This is a genomic window from Shewanella sedimentimangrovi, from assembly GCF_017354965.1.
In the GTDB taxonomy this organism is placed as follows: domain Bacteria; phylum Pseudomonadota; class Gammaproteobacteria; order Enterobacterales; family Shewanellaceae; genus Shewanella; species Shewanella cyperi.
The window spans coordinates 1,094,242-1,111,177 of the sequence record NZ_CP071502.1; the positions used below are offsets into that span (position 1 = coordinate 1,094,242).

At 54.6% G+C, this 16,936-nt stretch carries 14 protein-coding genes; 12 read left to right on the forward strand and 2 right to left on the reverse strand.

The features are described 5' to 3' along the window. Positions 1–153 precede the first annotated feature (153 nt). The 10 genes from nlpI to deoD all read left to right on the forward strand — a co-directional run bounded on the left by nlpI (position 154) and on the right by deoD (position 11,492). Positions 154–1,038 (forward strand): lipoprotein NlpI, encoded by an 885-nt coding sequence (nlpI, locus tag JYB85_RS04630; protein WP_207381250.1) that lies wholly within the window; start codon positions 154–156, stop codon positions 1,036–1,038. A 121-nt stretch (positions 1,039–1,159) separates the two neighbouring features. Then, positions 1,160–2,746, forward strand: coding sequence for a peptide chain release factor 3 (prfC, locus tag JYB85_RS04635; RefSeq protein ID WP_207381251.1), 1,587 nt, complete (start codon positions 1,160–1,162; stop codon positions 2,744–2,746). A 152-nt stretch (positions 2,747–2,898) separates the two neighbouring features. Continuing rightward, positions 2,899–3,345: an IS200/IS605 family transposase gene (gene tnpA, locus JYB85_RS04640; protein WP_207381940.1), complete on the forward strand. Its 447-nt coding sequence runs from the start codon at positions 2,899–2,901 to the stop codon at positions 3,343–3,345. A gap of 169 nt (positions 3,346–3,514) precedes the next feature. Further along, positions 3,515–4,279 (forward strand): TatD family hydrolase, encoded by a 765-nt coding sequence (locus tag JYB85_RS04645; RefSeq protein WP_207381969.1) that lies wholly within the window; start codon positions 3,515–3,517, stop codon positions 4,277–4,279. Between the two features lie 177 nt (positions 4,280–4,456). Next, the gene (locus JYB85_RS04650; RefSeq protein ID WP_207381252.1) at positions 4,457–5,716 is read left to right on the forward strand and encodes a NupC/NupG family nucleoside CNT transporter; all 1,260 of its coding nucleotides are present in this window, start codon (positions 4,457–4,459) and stop codon (positions 5,714–5,716) included. Positions 5,717–6,021: 305 nt separating this feature from the next. Continuing rightward, the gene (locus JYB85_RS04655) at positions 6,022–6,855 is read left to right on the forward strand and encodes a nucleoside-specific channel-forming Tsx family protein (RefSeq protein WP_207381253.1); all 834 of its coding nucleotides are present in this window, start codon (positions 6,022–6,024) and stop codon (positions 6,853–6,855) included. 363 nt (positions 6,856–7,218) lie between these two features. Next, a complete protein-coding gene (gene deoC / locus JYB85_RS04660) occupies positions 7,219–7,992 on the forward strand; it encodes a deoxyribose-phosphate aldolase (RefSeq protein ID WP_207381254.1) in 774 nt (257 codons plus the stop codon). A gap of 142 nt (positions 7,993–8,134) precedes the next feature. Beyond that, on the forward strand, positions 8,135–9,466 hold the full coding sequence (gene deoA, locus JYB85_RS04665; RefSeq protein WP_207381255.1) for a thymidine phosphorylase: 1,332 nt from the start codon (positions 8,135–8,137) through the stop codon (positions 9,464–9,466). 11 nt (positions 9,467–9,477) lie between these two features. Further along, positions 9,478–10,695: a phosphopentomutase gene (locus tag JYB85_RS04670; protein WP_207381256.1), complete on the forward strand. Its 1,218-nt coding sequence runs from the start codon at positions 9,478–9,480 to the stop codon at positions 10,693–10,695. Positions 10,696–10,781: 86 nt separating this feature from the next. Beyond that, positions 10,782–11,492 (forward strand): purine-nucleoside phosphorylase, encoded by a 711-nt coding sequence (gene deoD / locus JYB85_RS04675; protein ID WP_207381257.1) that lies wholly within the window; start codon positions 10,782–10,784, stop codon positions 11,490–11,492. A gap of 56 nt (positions 11,493–11,548) precedes the next feature. Here the strand turns inward: deoD and JYB85_RS04680 are convergent, their stop codons facing one another. Next, entirely contained in the window at positions 11,549–12,244 is a 696-nt protein-coding gene (locus JYB85_RS04680; protein WP_207381258.1) for an AhpA/YtjB family protein, read from the reverse strand. Between the two features lie 79 nt (positions 12,245–12,323). Between JYB85_RS04680 and serB the strand changes: the two genes are divergently transcribed. Continuing rightward, positions 12,324–13,277, forward strand: coding sequence for a phosphoserine phosphatase SerB (serB, locus tag JYB85_RS04685; RefSeq protein WP_207381259.1), 954 nt, complete (start codon positions 12,324–12,326; stop codon positions 13,275–13,277). Positions 13,278–13,409: 132 nt separating this feature from the next. After that, on the forward strand, positions 13,410–14,342 hold the full coding sequence (locus JYB85_RS04690) for an alpha/beta fold hydrolase (RefSeq protein ID WP_207381260.1): 933 nt from the start codon (positions 13,410–13,412) through the stop codon (positions 14,340–14,342). 136 nt (positions 14,343–14,478) lie between these two features. Here JYB85_RS04690 and JYB85_RS04695 read toward each other — a convergent pair whose 3' ends face one another. Next, positions 14,479–16,869 (reverse strand): PilZ domain-containing protein, encoded by a 2,391-nt coding sequence (locus JYB85_RS04695; protein ID WP_207381261.1) that lies wholly within the window; start codon positions 16,867–16,869, stop codon positions 14,479–14,481. Positions 16,870–16,936: the final 67 nt, after the last annotated feature.

The following is a 16,936-nucleotide window of genomic DNA, read 5'->3' on the forward strand; positions in this document are numbered from 1 at the left end:
TTCGGCACTAGATAAAAAAAGGAGACCTTGAGGTCTCCTTTTTTTATGCCGTCATTTGAAAAAGCCAATTAATATCAATAGTGGATGGCGGCAAAGATAGCGGATTGCTATTATGGCCGCTCCCCGTTAACAGGCGAATCAAGGTAGGTTCTGATGGTAAGTAAATTCAAGGCATTGGCAGTAGTTAGCCTGCTGGGAGCAAGCCTGATGATGAGTGGTTGCTCTGCCACGACAAGAGCCGGCGCCGATGAGATTTCCGGTAAACTGATGGTGGCGCCTTTGCTGCCGGACTATAAGCAGGAAGTCACCCTCGCCAAGCTCAATGAAGTGCTGTCCACCATGGAGCTGACCGAAGAGCAAAGGGCCAGATTCCATTACGAGCGTGGCGTACTTTACGATAGTCTGGGCCTGAGGTTGTTGGGCCGGCTGGACTTTTCCCAGGCGCTGCGTATTCGTCCCGATATCGCCGATGCCTACAACTTCCTCGGCATCTACTATACCCAGGAAGGTGAGTTCGACAGCGCCTACGAGGCTTTCGATGGCGTGCTGGAGCTGCAACCCGACTATGACTATGCCTACCTTAATCGTGGCATAGCCCTGTACTACGGTGAGCGGGCCGATCTGGCCATTGCCGATATGAACCGGTTCTTCTCCCTTGACCCCAGCGATGGCTACCGCTCGCTGTGGTTGTATCTGGTGGAATCTGCCAAGGACAAGCCACAGGCCTTGGCACATCTTAAACAACACAGGCAACAGCTGAGCGGTGACGCCTGGGCCACGGTTCTGGTGGATTTTTACCTGGGTAAAGTGAACAAGTCAGAAGTCTTTGCCAAGGCCAAACAGGGCCTGAGTCAGCCAAGGGAATATACCGAGCGCCTGTGCGAGGCCTATTTCTATCTGGCCAAGACGGAAGCCGAACAGGGTAACAAGGAACTGGCTGCCAATTACCTGCGTCTGGCGCTGGCCACCAATGTCTATGATTTTGTCGAGCACAGATATGCCAGAGTTGAGCTGGCTCGTCTGGCCGGGCAGGAATAAAGCCGACCCACAGGCAGCGCTGTGATTGTGCTCGGTGCCAATATAGGCGAAAATAGCGCCCAATTCTGATCCATCCAGGGGAGCATGCTTTGCTCCCCTTCACTTTAAAAGATAGTTATTCATGTCAAATACACTGCTTCAGGAAGTGGCTTCCCGCCGCACCTTCGCCATTATCTCGCACCCCGACGCGGGTAAGACCACCATTACCGAAAAGGTATTGCTCCACGGACGCGCCATTCAGACCGCTGGGACGGTAAAGGGCCGTGGTTCATCCCAACATGCCAAATCGGACTGGATGGAGATGGAAAAGGAACGTGGTATTTCGGTAACCACCTCTGTGATGCAGTTTCCTTACAATGACTGTCTGGTAAACCTGCTCGACACCCCGGGTCACGAAGACTTCTCCGAAGATACCTATCGTACCCTGACGGCGGTGGATTCCTGCTTGATGGTGATCGATGCCGCCAAGGGTGTGGAAGACCGTACCCGCAAGCTGATGGAAGTGACCCGTTTGCGCGACACGCCCATTGTCACCTTTATGAACAAGCTCGACCGCGATATCCGCGATCCCATGGAGCTGCTCGATGAGGTGGAAACCGAGCTGAAAATTCTCTGCGCCCCTATTACCTGGCCCATAGGCTGTGGCAAGCTGTTCAAAGGCGTCTATCACCTGCACCGTGACGAGACCATTTTGTACCAAACCGGCCATGGTCACACTATTCAGGAAGTCCGTATTATCAAGGGATTGGATAATCCTGAGCTGGATACCGCTGTGGGCAGCGACTTTGCCGAGCAGTTGCGCGAAGAGCTTGAACTGGTGCGCGGTGCATCCAACGAGTTCGATCTTGAGCTGTTTTTGCAGGGTGAACTGACCCCGGTGTACTTCGGTACCGCTTTGGGTAACTTTGGTGTTGACCACATGCTTGACGGTCTCACCGAATGGGCGCCTGCCCCTATGGCCCGTGAAACTGCCGAACGGACAGTGGCTGCGACGGAAGAGAAATTTGCCGGTTTCGTGTTTAAAATTCAGGCAAACATGGATCCCAAACACAGGGACCGTATCGCCTTTATGCGCATTGTTTCAGGCAAGTACACCCAGGGCATGAAGATGAAGCACGTGCGCATTGGCAAAACCGTGAACATCTCTGATGCCGTGACCTTTATGGCAGGGGACCGTGAGCGTGCCGAAGAGGCCTTCGCCGGTGACATCATAGGTCTGCACAACCACGGCACCATACAGATAGGTGACACCTTCACCCAGGGTGAGGATCTCAAGTTCACCGGGATCCCCAACTTTGCGCCCGAAATGTTCCGCCGTATTCGCCTGAAAGATCCGCTGAAGCAAAAGCAATTGCTCAAGGGCCTGGTACAGCTGTCCGAGGAAGGCGCCGTGCAGGTATTCCGTCCTCTGGATACCAACGATCTTATTGTGGGTGCGGTTGGTGTGCTGCAGTTTGAAGTGGTTGTGGCCCGCCTCAAGTCCGAGTACAACGTTGAAGCTATATATGAAGCCATCAACGTTGCCACCGCCCGTTGGGTTTACTGCAGTGATGCCCGCAAACTGGAAGAATTCAAGCGTAAGTGCTCGGTCAACCTGGCCCTCGATGGTGGCGATAACCTGACTTACATAGCTCCCACCATGGTAAACCTGAACCTGTCGATGGAGCGTTATCCCGACATTCAGTTTGCCAAGACCCGGGAACATTAATCGGGTAAAAGCGGGCTGAGGCCCGCTTTTTTATTGTCACCCTAAAACCACCTCCTATGGAGGTGGTGATCGTTCTGGTGGGGCTTTGCCCGGAGAATGCCCATGCTAAATACTCCCTCGGTTTGTTACCAGCAAATCAAGGAGTAAGTAGCATGAGCAGATATGAATCCGCGTCTCACGTATTCTATCGTTGTCAGTATCACCTCGTTTGGACACCCAAGTACAGGTACAAAATCCTGAAAGGTAATCTCGGCAGAGAGCTTTATCGAAGTATCTATGTTTACTGCAACATGAAGAAATGCAGAGTCGTGGAACTAAATGTTCAGGAAGATCATGTCCATCTAGTAGTCAGAACCCCACCCAGTCTAAGCGTGTCGGATTTAATGGGTTTTGTTAAAGGGAGAACCGCGATCAGGATGTTTGCCAAATTTCCTTATTTAAGAAAGCACAAGCTCTGGGGGAATCACTTCTGGCAACGGGGTTATTTTGTGGACTCAGTAGGAGCAAACGAAGACATAATCCGTAGATATGTACGGCACCAGGAAAAGACAGCCAAAGAAGAAGAGAAACGGCAAATAGCGTTAGGGTTGGAAGGTTAGTTTTTAAGCCCCCTTTTAGGGGGCTGTGTCAAAGCCACCTGCTATGCAGGTGGATTTTTACTGCCTGAAGCAAGTGGACGTTCGGCAAAGCCTGTTCGCAAAGAGAGTGCTATGCTGACCACAAGTTTCAGCAACAGCGTTTTTTAAGGAACAGGCCGCCATGACTCAGCTGATAGATACCCATGCCCATCTGGACTTTGCTGAATTTGACCCTGATAGGGATACCCTGGTGCAGCAGATGCTTGAGCAGGGGATATCCAACGCCATTATTCCCGGGGTAGCACCTGCCCTGTGGCAAAGGCAATTGGCCATTGCGCGCCAATATGGCTTCTATTATGCCCTGGGGATCCACCCTTGGTATTGTCCGCTCAAAAACGATGTGGATATTTCAGAACTGAAACTCCTGATCAATTCCAGGCGCCAAGATCATGCTTTGGTTGCAATTGGTGAGTGTGGGCTGGATAAGTTGCGTCAGGACACCTGGCCCTTCCAGCAGGCCTGGCTGGAAGCGCAACTGCAATTGGCTGACGAGCTCGGGCTGCCGGTTATTCTGCACTGTGTGCGTGCCCATGAAGAACTGCTTGCCCTCTTGAGCCGCCATTCTCCCTCCCGTCGTGGCGTTATCCACGGATTTTACGGTGCCCCTGAGTTGGCGGCGCGCTATTTTCGTCTGGGTTATCGCTTGGGCATTGGTGGATTGTTGTTGAATGAGGATGCAAAGAAGCTGCATTTAACTGTGCAACATTTGCCCCTGGATGCCTTTATTTTGGAGACGGATTCGCCTGCCATGGCCCCTAAATCGGCCATCGACAGGCGCAATACCCCGCTGTTGATCGCCCAAATAGTCGCCAAAATGGCCAATTTGCAAAAAAAATCCAGTGTTCTAATATCAGAACGTCTGTCTGAGAATGCGGCGCAACTGTTTGAGCTGTAGTTGGTTTTATTTGAACAGGTGTTTGTCGCAATGACAGCTTCAGGTAAGCGTTTGAAATTTAACTTCAAAAACATGATCAAATCGACGATTTTCCGTAAAGGCTCGGGTATAATCTTGCTCGGAAATAGGTTGGTTAACAACATAATTAAAAAGTGTTAACAAATAGGGTGATGGTTAATGAGTATATTAATGAGCTTGGTGGGCGTAATTGTCCTGCTTGGAATAGGTTTCCTCCTTTCCAATAACAAAAAAGCGATCAGCGTTCGTGCAGTGGGTGGCGCTCTTGCCATTCAAGCTGCCTTCGGTGGTTTCGTTCTGTATGTTCCTGTCGGCAAGGATATCCTGAAGGCAGTTTCCGATGGCGTGTCCAGCGTTATCGGCTACGGTCAAAACGGTATCAACTTCCTGTTCGGCGATCTGGCCCAGTTCAAGGTTGGCTTTATTTTCGCCATCAACGTACTGCCGGTCATTATCTTCTTCTCTTCACTGATTGCCGTGCTCTACTACCTGGGCATCATGCAGTGGATCATCCGCATCATAGGCGGCGGCCTGCAGAAGGCTCTGGGTACCAGCCGTACCGAGTCTATGTCAGCCACAGCCAACATCTTCGTTGGTCAAACTGAAGCGCCTCTGGTGGTACGTCCATTCGTTCCAACCATGACTCAGTCTGAACTGTTTGCCATCATGGTGGGCGGTCTGGCTTCTATTGCCGGTTCCGTACTGGCCGGTTATGCCTCTATGGGTGTGCCTATCGAATACCTGGTTGCCGCATCCTTCATGGCTGCTCCTGGTGGTCTGTTGATGGCCAAACTGATGCACCCAGAAACCGAATCTACCAAGAACGAAATGGACGAGCTGCCAGCCGATCCTGATAAGCCAGCCAACGTGCTTGACGCTGCTGCCGCCGGTGCTTCTTCCGGTATGCAACTGGCTCTGAACGTAGGTGCCATGCTGATTGCCTTCGTGGGCCTGATCGCCATGATCAACGGCATCATAGGTGGCGTGGGTGGCATGTTCGGTTATGAAGGCCTGACTCTGGAACTGATCCTGGGTTATGTGTTCATGCCACTGGCGTTCCTGATCGGTGTGCCATGGAATGAAGCCCTGGTTGCCGGTTCTTTCATCGGTCAAAAAATCGTAGTGAACGAGTTCGTGGCTTACCTGAACTTCGCTCCTTACCTGAAAGACGTAGCCGATGGCGGTATGCTGGTTGCTGAAACCGGTGCTGCCATGAGCGACCGTACCAAAGCGATTATCTCTTTCGCTCTGTGTGGTTTCGCTAACCTGTCTTCTATCGCGATTCTGCTCGGTGGTCTGGGTGCCATGGCCCCTAACCGTCGTCATGATCTGGCCAAACTGGGTATCCGCGCCGTTATCGCCGGTTCCCTGTCCAACCTGATGAGCGCCACAATCGCAGGTCTGTTCCTGGCGCTCTAATCGCCGGCAAACAGATGTGTATCGGGCCCTGCCACCAGGGTGGGGCCCAGTTAATACAACCAGTTTCCAAGAGCAAAGTCTGAAGCAGTATTCGTCTGAGGACGGGCCGTGGTTGATGTTTGTAAAACGTTAACAATGTTAATTACGGTTGGGGTCGTTTCCGGACTTTGTTCACAAAACAAAATTTTGTGTTCGTGTTTTGAGTGCAGATTCTTGTAACTTAACAAAGTCGCGCTACAATGCACGGGTCTAAAAAACGCTGTCCTAGAAGGCAGCAACAAAACCAAAGATAAATGGGGTTGATGATGAAAAACGTAAAATCTTTTGCACTGGCCGCTACCGCGGTTGCAGCAATCTCCGGTAACGCTTTCGCAGCCGATCGCAGCGACATCTATGCCAGCGATTACAACTGGATGCAGTTCAATGCCATGTACTCAATCGGCGAAAAGCCTGAGCTGAATGGTGACGAGCACAACTACATGGAAATGGAGTTTGGCGGCCGTAAGGGTATCGTTGATCTGTATGGCTATGTTGATGTGTTCAACCTGGCTAACGAATCCAGCAAAAACGGTGACAAGAACCCAGGTTCTGGCGCCAGCAAGCTGTTCATGAAGTTTGCTCCACGTATCTCTCTGGACGCCGTATTCGGTAAAGACCTGTCTGTTGGTCCTATCCAGGAAGTGTACTTCTCTACTCTGTTCAACTGGAACGGTAGCGTAGGCGACGGTGTTAACTCCACTTTCTGGGGTGTGGGTGCCGATGTGAACGTGCCATGGCTGGGCAAAACCGGTATGAACCTGTATGCCTACTATGACCTGAACAACAAAGAGTGGAACGGTTATCAGTTCTCTGCCAACTGGTTCAAGCCTTTCTACTTCTTCGAAAACAAGAGCTTCCTGTCTTTCCAAGGTTACCTGGACTGGCAGTTCGGTGCTGACGAGAACCACAACGAATTTGTTCCTACCACCAGCAGCGGCGGTGACATCTTCTTCGGCCTGTACTGGCACTCTGACAAGTACGCTCTGGGCTATGGCCTGAAAGGCTTCAAAGACGTATACCTGCTGGAAGACAAGGGCGGTATCGTTGGTCTGGAAACCACTGGCTGGTCTCACTACTTCACAGCCACTTACAAGTTCTAATAGAGCTTGATGCAAGGCGGGAGCCATACGCAAGTATGGCTCCACTTTCCAAGTCCTTAGTTAAGCAAATTTGACTAAGCTTGCTTAATTAAAGGTTTGTGATTTCTCGCGTTAAAAAGGATTTTTCGCGGAAGGCAGGAGCAGCAGTATTGTTCCCCCCTTTCCGGTCTTCAAGGATTCAAGTCGTGACCCCTAGCCCCGGCTAGTTGTTATCAACATTGAATACCTGACTTGATGCCAATATGGCATCCGGCATTGCCTGAAGGCCCGGCCATAACTATAAGATAAATGTACCCAGCCACCTCCCGGCGAAGCCCTTTTGGACTGATTCCAATTCATTGATTTACGTCTCGGAGAGCTACTATGAGCGATTTAAAAAAAGCGGCACAGCGTGCCATTGAACTGATGGATTTGACTACGCTGAATGACGATGACACAGATCAGAAGGTGATCGAGCTGTGCCATAAGGCCATGACGCCAGCCGGCAATACCGCTGCCATTTGCATTTATCCCCGTTTCATCCCCATCGCCCGTAAGACCCTGATCGACCTGGGCGCTGAGGATATCCGCATTGCCACTGTCACCAACTTCCCCCACGGTAACGATGATATCGCCATTGCCGTATTGGAAACCCGTGCCGCGGTAGCCTATGGCGCCGACGAAGTGGACGTGGTCTTTCCCTATCGTGCCCTGATGGAAGGTAACGAGACCGTGGGCTTTGAGCTGGTGAAGGCCTGTAAAGAAGCCTGTGGCGAAGACGTGCTGTTGAAAGTCATCATCGAATCCGGTGAGCTGAAAGATCCGGCTCTTATCCGCAAGGCGTCCGAGTTGTCCATCGATGCCGGTGCCGACTTTATCAAGACCTCTACCGGTAAGGTGCCCGTTAACGCCACTCTCGAAGCCGCCGAGATCATGCTGACCGTGATTGCTGAAAAGAATCGCGCGGTGGGCTTCAAGCCCGCAGGTGGTGTGCGTGATGCTGCTGCCGCAGCCGAGTTTCTCGGTACCGCCGAGCGCATTCTGGGCGCAGATTGGGTGACCCCGCGCACCTTCCGTTTCGGCGCTTCCAGTTTATTGAACAGCCTGTTGCATACTCTTGAACTGGCCGATGCACCCAAAGGTGCCCAGGGCTACTGATCCCGGTCCAATTTGTGATCGGTATCGAGTCCTGTTACTCAGGAATTGAGTAGTATTCTTGTAAGTTAATTACAGAATTTTAGTTCGAGAGCTGAGATTGTCGCTGGGAAATGAAACTCAGCGACATATCGGGAGGCAAAGTATGTTTTTGGCACAAGAGATTATCCGCAAAAAACGCAACGGTGAGGCCCTGAGCAAGGAAGAAATCCAATTCTTCGTCAAAGGGATCACAGATAACAGCGTCTCAGAAGGGCAGATTGCGGCCCTGGGTATGGCGGTGTACTTCAATGACATGACCATGGATGAGCGTATCGCCCTGACCACGGCCATGCGCGATTCAGGCACTGTCCTTAACTGGGACAGTTTGCAACTTGATGGCCCAGTTATCGACAAGCACAGTACCGGCGGAGTCGGTGATGTGATTTCCCTGATGCTCGGCCCCATGGCGGCCGCCTGTGGCGGTTATGTTCCCATGATTTCCGGCCGCGGCTTGGGCCACACCGGTGGCACCCTGGACAAGTTTGATGCCATTCCCGGCTATCAGACCGAGCCCTCAAGCGAACTGTTCCGCAAGGTAGTCAAGGAAGCGGGCGTGGCCATTATCGGTCAGACCGGCGATCTGGTGCCCGCCGACAAGCGCTTCTATTCCATCCGCGACAACACCGCGACCGTGGAATCCATATCCCTTATCACCGCATCCATTCTGTCGAAGAAGCTGGCCGCGGGCCTCGATGCCCTGGCCATGGATGTAAAAGTGGGCAGCGGCGCCTTTATGCCCACCTACGAGGCCTCGCTGGAACTGGCCCGCTCCATTACCGCGGTAGCCAATGGTGCCGGCACCAAGACCACGGCACTGCTCACCGACATGAACCAAGTGCTGGCATCCTGCGCCGGTAATGCCCTGGAGGTGAAAGAAGCGGTGGATTTCCTGACCGGTAAATACCGCAATCCCCGCCTCTACGAAGTGACCATGGGCCTGTGTGCCGAAATGCTGCAACTGGGTGGCCTGGCGGCAACTGAATCCGAAGCCAGAGCCAAGCTCAATGGGGTGCTTGATAATGGTCGTGCGGCCGAGATCTTCGGCAAGATGGTGGCCGGTCTTGGCGGTCCGGTGGACTTTGTTGAGGCCTACGATAAGTACCTGCCGAAGGCGCAGATTATCCGCCCGGTTTATGCAGACCGCGAGGGTTATGCCTATAGTATGGTGACCCGTGAACTGGGGCTGGCCGTGGTCACACTCGGTGGCGGTCGCCGTAAACCCGGTGATGCCCTGGATTACAGTGTCGGTCTGTCCAATGTCTGTGCCCTGGGACAGACAATCAACAAGGACACTCCGCTGGCCATGATTCATGCCCAGTCCGAGGCTGCATTCGAAGAAGCGGCCAAGGCCGTCAGGGGCGCCATCAAGGTCGCCGACAGCCAACCCGAGAAAACACCTGAGATCTACCAGTACGTACGTGCGGCGGATCTGTGAGGGAAACTATGATGAAACGTACCATTATTCTGATGTTGGATTCGTTCGGCATTGGCGCCGCCGATGATGCGGACAAGTTCGGTGATGTGGGCTCCAACACCTTTGGTCATATCGCCAAGATGTGTGCCGAGGGCAAGGCTAACAATGGCCGTGAGGGCACCCTGAAACTGCCTAACCTGAGCCGTCTGGGGCTGGCACACGCCGCCATGGAAGCCACAGGAAGCTTTGCCGCCGGCTTCGGTGACAATGTGGAGCTGATAGGCGCCTACGGCCATGCCCAGGAGCTGAGCTCCGGCAAGGATACCCCCAGTGGTCACTGGGAAATGGCCGGTGTGCCTGTGCTGTTTGACTGGGGTTACTTCAGCGATCACAGCAATTCCTTCCCCAAGGAACTGACCGACAAGATCCTCGCCCGCGCCGGGCTGGAGGATTTTCTCGGTAACTGCCATGCCTCCGGCACTCAGATCCTCGAAGATCTGGGCGAAGAGCACATGAAGAGCGGCAAGCCGATTTTCTACACCTCCGCCGACTCGGTATTCCAGATTGCCTGTCATGAAGAGACCTTCGGCCTGGAAAACCTCTATCGCCTGTGTGAAATCGCCCGCGAGGAGTTGGAGCCCTACAATATCGGCCGGGTCATTGCCCGTCCTTTTGTCGGCACAGGTCCAAGCGATTTCGCCCGTACCGGCAACCGCCGCGACTATGCGGTCGAGCCGCCATCCAAGACGGTGCTGGACAAGCTCCAGGCCGCCGGTGGTGAAGTGGTCAGTGTCGGCAAGATTTCCGATATCTACGCCCATTGCGGCATTACCAAGAAGGTCAAGGCCTCAGGTCTGGAAGACTTGTTCGACGCCACCCTGGCGGAAATCAAGACCGCCGGTGACAACAGCATAGTGTTCACCAACTTCGTGGATTTTGATTCCCACTATGGTCACCGCCGCGACGTGTCGGGCTATGCCAAGGCGCTGGAATATTTCGATGCCCGCCTGCCCGAGCTGATGGCGCTGTTGCAGGAAGGCGATTTACTGCTGCTGACCGCCGATCACGGCTGCGATCCCACCTGGCAGGGCACGGATCACACCCGTGAATTCGTTCCTGTGCTGGCCTATGGTGCCGGTCTGAAGGCCGGTTCCCTTGGCAAGCGCGGCAGCTTTGCCGACATAGGTCAGTCCATTGCCAGCTACTTTGGCCTCAGTCCAATGGAGTACGGCGAGTCGTTCGTCGGCTGATTGAAGAAGTTTCATTTTGGCGGTTTCCTTTGAACCGCCTATTATCAAAGACTTAAGTCTTAAACAAAAATACAGGGGTTATTCTGATGGCTACACCACACATTAATGCTGTTGACGGTGCATTTGCAGAGACAGTGCTCTTCCCGGGCGATCCGCTGCGTGCCAAGTACATTGCCGAAACCTTCCTGGAAAATGTTGAGCAGGTGACCGACGTGCGCAACATGCTGGGCTTCACCGGTACCTACAAGGGTAAACGCATTTCCGTCATGGGCTCAGGCATGGGTATCCCATCCTGCTCCATTTACGCTACCGAGCTTATCAAGGACTACGGTGTCAAGAACCTGATCCGTGTTGGTACCTGTGGTGCCATCAGCACAGACGTGAAAGTCCGTGACGTGATCATCGGCATGGGTGCCTGTACCGATTCCCAGGTAAACCGTCTGCGCTTCAAGGGCCAGGACTTTGCCGCCATCGCCGATTACAGCCTGCTGAGTGCCGTGGTGGAGTCTGCCAAGTCCCATGGCATCCAGGCCCGCGTGGGTAACGTCTTCTCCGCCGATCTGTTCTACACTCCCGACCCACAGATGTTTGACGTGATGGAGAAGATGGGCGTGCTCGGTGTTGAGATGGAAGCCGCCGGTCTGTACGGTGTGGCCCACGAATTCGGTGCCCGTGCCCTGTGTGTGGTGACTGTGTCCGACCATATCCGTACCGGCGAGAAGACCAGCTCCGAAGAGCGTCAGACCACCTTCAACGATATGATCATCATGACCCTGGATGCGGCCATTCAGCTCTGATAGCTTGTTAAGTTGATAAACTAAGGGCGCCATTGGCGCCCTTTTTGTTGCCGGACTCAGGTCGGATCGTTTGCTTTTCCTTGCCCGTTCGGGCTGCCCGATAAGCTCTGGCTTTGCGCTGCGGCGTCTCTGTTGGCTGTTTTTCTGATACGGTTGATACGGGCCTTGCGGCGGTCAAAATGGGCCCGCTTGAAACTCATTGCCCGGTTTAACAGCATGCCGATAAGGCCTGCCACCAATAACATCAGTTGCTGCTGATCCATATTGAGCTGATGCGCTTCGCGGATCTCTTCAAAAAACAGCTTGGGATCCAGATAGACCTCCACATAGCCCAGATTGCGGCCGTCCTGCAGCACGGCCTCCACATAGGGGGAATAGGGCGCCAGCGCCTGTTTAAGCTCTTCCGAATCCGGCTCCAATAGCTGCTCACTGACACTCTGGGCAAAGGACAAGCGGGTACCCTGTTCGCCGTAGATGGCTGCGGCCATGACCTTGGGATCCGCCACCAGGGCGCTGGCGAGCCACTGCAATTGCTCATCGTTTTGCAATTGCAGCGCAGGTGCCGCGCCATAGGCGGTCTGCTGCACCAATAATCTCGCCATCTTTTCCGTTTGGGACTTCAGAAGCAGTTGGCCTTGTAGTAGGCTTGACTGCCACAGCTGGACCAGGCCCGAGATCAGGGCCAGCGCTATGCCAATCTGCAGCAGCCGGCTGATTTTATGGCTTATTTTGAGCCCTTTTAAATGGAACACCCTAACCCTTAGATTTGATGAGCCTTGTTCCAATCATAATGGATTGTGTGCAAGGCCGATAGCCGGAGAGCCTTAGCCCATGACCCCGAATGCCCAGTCCCTTGTTTCAGAGCAGCTCCAGGCCTTGATTGGCGCGTCTTCACTGCAGCAGCATGCTGAAGCCGACGCCCCCGATGGGCAGGTACTGCGTCTGGTGTGGCAGCGTGAGGGGCTGACAACGGAGATCATGGCGCGCTTGGCGGCCAGCGCCGGGCAAATAGTCTCGGTGGCGCTGCTTGAGCGTCAGTCCGGATTGCTGGGACTGGAGTTGGTGCTTAAGGACGCAGGCGATTTGCCTGGCCATCTGGCGGCATTGGATAGCCTTGAGTGCTTTTTGCTTTCGAGCAAATTGCCGCGTCTTGGTGAGCCCGGCCTGCTGGTGATGGATATGGACTCCACCGCCATCAAGATTGAATGCATTGATGAGTTGGCGGCCATGGCCGGGGTGGGGGCCGAGGTGGCCGAGGTGACCGAGCGCGCCATGCAGGGGGAACTGGATTTTGAGCAAAGCCTGCGGGCCCGGGTCGGGAAACTCAAGGGGGCTGACGCGGATATCATCACCCGCCTGTGTGACAACTTGCCCCTGATGGAAGGGCTTGAGGCCATGGTGGCCGAGCTCAAGTCCCACAATTGGAAACTGGTGTTGGCGTCCGGTGGCTTTACCCCCTTTGTTGGCCATCTTAAAACCCTGCTGGGGCTGGATGCGGCCTTTGCCAATGAGCTGGTTATCGAAGATGGCAAACTCGCAGGTGAGGTGACAGGCAAGGTGGTCGATGCCCAGTTCAAGGCCGATGTGGTCGGGCGCATGGGCGAGGAGTGGCAAATTCCAGCGGGCCAGAGAGTGGCCATAGGCGATGGCGCCAATGACATTCCCATGGTCAACGCTGCGGATCTCGGCATCGCTTTTCACGCCAAACCCAAGCTGGCGGCCGCCGCCGATGCCGCGATTCGCAGCCTGGACCTGCGGGTGCTGCCATTTTTGCTGCGGGCTTGAGCTAAGCGCATTTGAGTAAATGCTCTTGTGTTTGCCGGCCCCAGGCGCTAGCTTAGCCTGAATACGTCACAGACGGGGCCAACCAAGGCCGGTCAACCACAGCCGGTAAACCACAGGCGGTAAACCAAAGCTATGTCCGATATTCCGCTTACCCAAGAATCCTTGTTTCTGCACTATGGTGAAGGTCGCCTGCACCTGAGGCGCATCCAGCCCAGTGCGGGGGCCAGCCATGGCAGCCCAATCCTTATGCTGCACGGTGCCATGTCCAATGGGCGGGTGTTCTACAGCAATTCCGGCCGTGGCCTGGCCTGTTTTCTCGCCCGGGCAGGTTTTTGTGTCTACGTACTCGACAGCGCCGGTCGGGGCCTGAGCGAGCCCAGGCTGAGACCCGGTGTGGACCCCGGCCAGGGCAAGGTGATCCGTGAACAGCTGCCCTTGGTACAGCAGCAATTGCTGCAATGGCATCCCAAGGCCAGCGGCGTGCATTGGTGCGCCCATTCCTGGGGCGGGGTCTTGATGGCCAGTTGCCTGGTGCGCTATCCGGAGATTGCCGCGTCGGTCCGTTCTTTGCTGACCTTTGGCAGCAAGCGTACCATCAGGGTGCAGTCACTGAAGAAGTGGTGGATGGTGGATATGGTCTGGAACCGCATTGCACCGGCACTGGCCAAACGCCGCGGCTATCTTGCCGCTGATAAACTGAAAATGGGCATGGATAACGAAAGCCTGTCCTCACTCAATGAGAGCATAGATTGGGTTCGGGGAGACTGGGTCGATCACGACGATGGCTTTGACTATGGTGCTGCCGCGAGGGGCCTGCCACCATGCTGGTTTATCGCCGCCGAGCGAGACACTGTGCTCGGTAACCCCGCTGATGTGCGTGACATGATGCTTGAGTGTCACGCCGCCGATAGCCGCTTTACCTTGCTGTCACGGGCCAACGGCAACCTGCACGATTATGGCCATGCGGATATGCTGACCCATATGGATGCCCCGGTGGATCATTTTCCGGCGGTGCTGGACTGGTATTTGGGCTTTGATCTTGCGGTACTGGCAGACGTTAATTAATTTCCTGCCAAATCTTGCCGCAGCGCTTGTCGCTATTCCCGATAAAGTGCCGGATAACGCTGCACTACTTAATGGCTGATATCCAAGAGTTCGGCCACACCTTCCGATCTGGCAACATCTGTCGCATCGGACTTTTCTATGACTGCGCAGATGAGTCCCTATACAATGCCGGATAACGCTGCAATACCTCGTGGCTGATATCCAAGAGTTCGGCCACGCCCACTATCCGCCACATCTGCTCTTCCAACTGTTTGGCCTTGTGCTGGGCATGGATATGTATGTATTCCAGTTCCCGGCGAATGTAGGCCATATCGGGTTTGCCTGTGGCGGCCCGGTACAATTTCAGCGCCACAAATCGCCCCAGTATCTGACTCTGGCGGATAAAGGCCAGTTGCGCTTCCTCGCTCAGGCTGTCACGGCGTACACACTTGAGTTGTACCTTGCCCCGGGATTGGTGGGCGACCTGGATAAAGATTTCAATGCTGTCGACATCCTGCAGCGGCCGCATCTCGCGGATGGGATCTATTATGTCACGCTTGGCGGCGCCATTGCCCAGCAGCGGCGTCAGATCGTACCTGAGTTTCTCGGTACTCAGGGCGGCAAACAGATCGGCTATCGGATGGGGCTCTACCCCGACGCCTATATGGCTGACCACCGTGGCCTTGCTGGTTTTCTCGATAAACAGCGGAATACCTTGCAGGCGTCGCATCAGCAGATTCTTCATGCCATCGGACAGTTCTTTCACTTCGGCATTGTTTTCCGTCAGCTGTTCCAGCTTTTCCCTGTTGTGTTCAATCAGCTTGTTGAGAAATTCCACTCCCGCATGGGGGGTATGGCCCACAATCGCAGCCAGGTGCAGGGTGCAGCCGTCGCGACGGCTGCGCACCAGTTGATAGGGCAGTTCCTCAAGCCGGGTTTTACCGGCGAGGGCCTGCAACTTCGGCAGGCTCAGGGTGACGGGCTTATTCAATTCGAACGGCAGGCATTCGTCGAGGTTCAACTGCATACCGCGGGTGGAGATATCGCAGCTGATCCCCTGGGCTCTGAGTTTACCCTGGCGGATCTCCACCAGGGTCTTGAAGGCGAAGCGGGCTTCCCGGCGACGTTCACTGAACTCCAGTGCCACCTGGCGTATGGTCTGGCTGTTGAGCTTTTTCTGGCCATACACCTTGAGGGCATTGACGTTGCTGTTGTCAAACCACTGCCGGTATTGGCTGCGGGCGGCCTCGCAGGTGACGTCCATCAGCTGCAACACATGGCTGAACCCCGCCAATTGCTGCTCGGTCAGGGCCGAGTAGCTGCCGCTGTCCCCCGGTATCATGGCGCTTTTGTATTGCTTGTCGTGATCTATGATGTCCGCGCTCAGGCGGAACACCCGCCAGCTGGGTTTGCTGGCACCAAAGCCGAGAAACAGTGGCATTTCACCCCTGTGTTTGAGCTCGGCCAGGGTTGCCGAGTAGAAGAACAGCCGGCCGTTGGCGTTGTGGGTGAAGCAGAAAAACAGGCTGTGGTCGGGGTTGTCCGCTTGGTTGAGCAGGTAATTGAGCCTGCCGGCGGTCAGCATGGCGGGCAGTTGGCTGATATCTTCCTCATCCTGAAAAAAGTGCACTATGCCCTGATTGTCATGGCTCAGCAGCAGATGGCTGATGGAAGGTACATCGCCCTTGGGCATGAACAGCGGCAGGTGGGGCAGGTGTGCCAGGTACTGACGCTCGAATGCCAGGCCGGTGGCCGTGACCAGCACATCGTTGATATCCACCTTGTAACGGTACTTGTAGCCATTGATCAGGTTGCCCAGCATTTTCGCCAGGGCTTCAGTGCCGCCGATGCGTTTAAGGCGCATCCAGCAATATTCATTGTTGCTGTCGGTGTCGACTATCTGGTAGTCCACCCCCTGTTGCAGATCCTCGTAATAGTATTCCTGGCTCAGATCGACCAATTTAACCCGCAGTGGTTTATCGGGATTGAAGCCGTGCCTCATTGGCAGGCGAATGCGGGCGCCGCCAACGGAGAGATCCACAGTGATCCCGCTTTGGGTTTCACGACCGACCTGGGACGCCTGAATGCGGATACTGTAGTTCATCCGCTCTTCGGTGCGGTTGAAATAGCTGCCCATGACCACGGCCGGCAACAGGAAGGGGAGGCTGCCGGGGGACTGGAGATCCGCCGGTGATTGGCGCTGTTGCAGCCGTCGCTGCTTGTGGGCCTGCATCACCTCTTCATAAACACCCAGGGTATAGCGGCCCCGGTATAGGTGCAGGGCCCGTTCAAGTACCTGCCTGGCGGGGGCGTCGAGAAAGTGGACCTGGCGGCCAAGATGCACTTCCTCGCAGGGAAGCTCACTCTTGTCACGCAAATCGATGAGCCGGCTGCAGTCATTGCCCAGACGGGTCAGCTCCATTTTCAGCAGAAAACGGGTGGAATTGGATTCATCGGCTGTCAACTGCTCGAAAACCTGAGGGAAATTGGGTTCCATCATCAAAGGTTTTAGCTGTTCGATCAGGGCTGAATGACTCTCTAGGCTCATGGGTGGATTCTTTTATAGTGCGGACGCAAGGCGCTGCTGTTAGTCTTATGTCGGCCGCTGTAGGGCG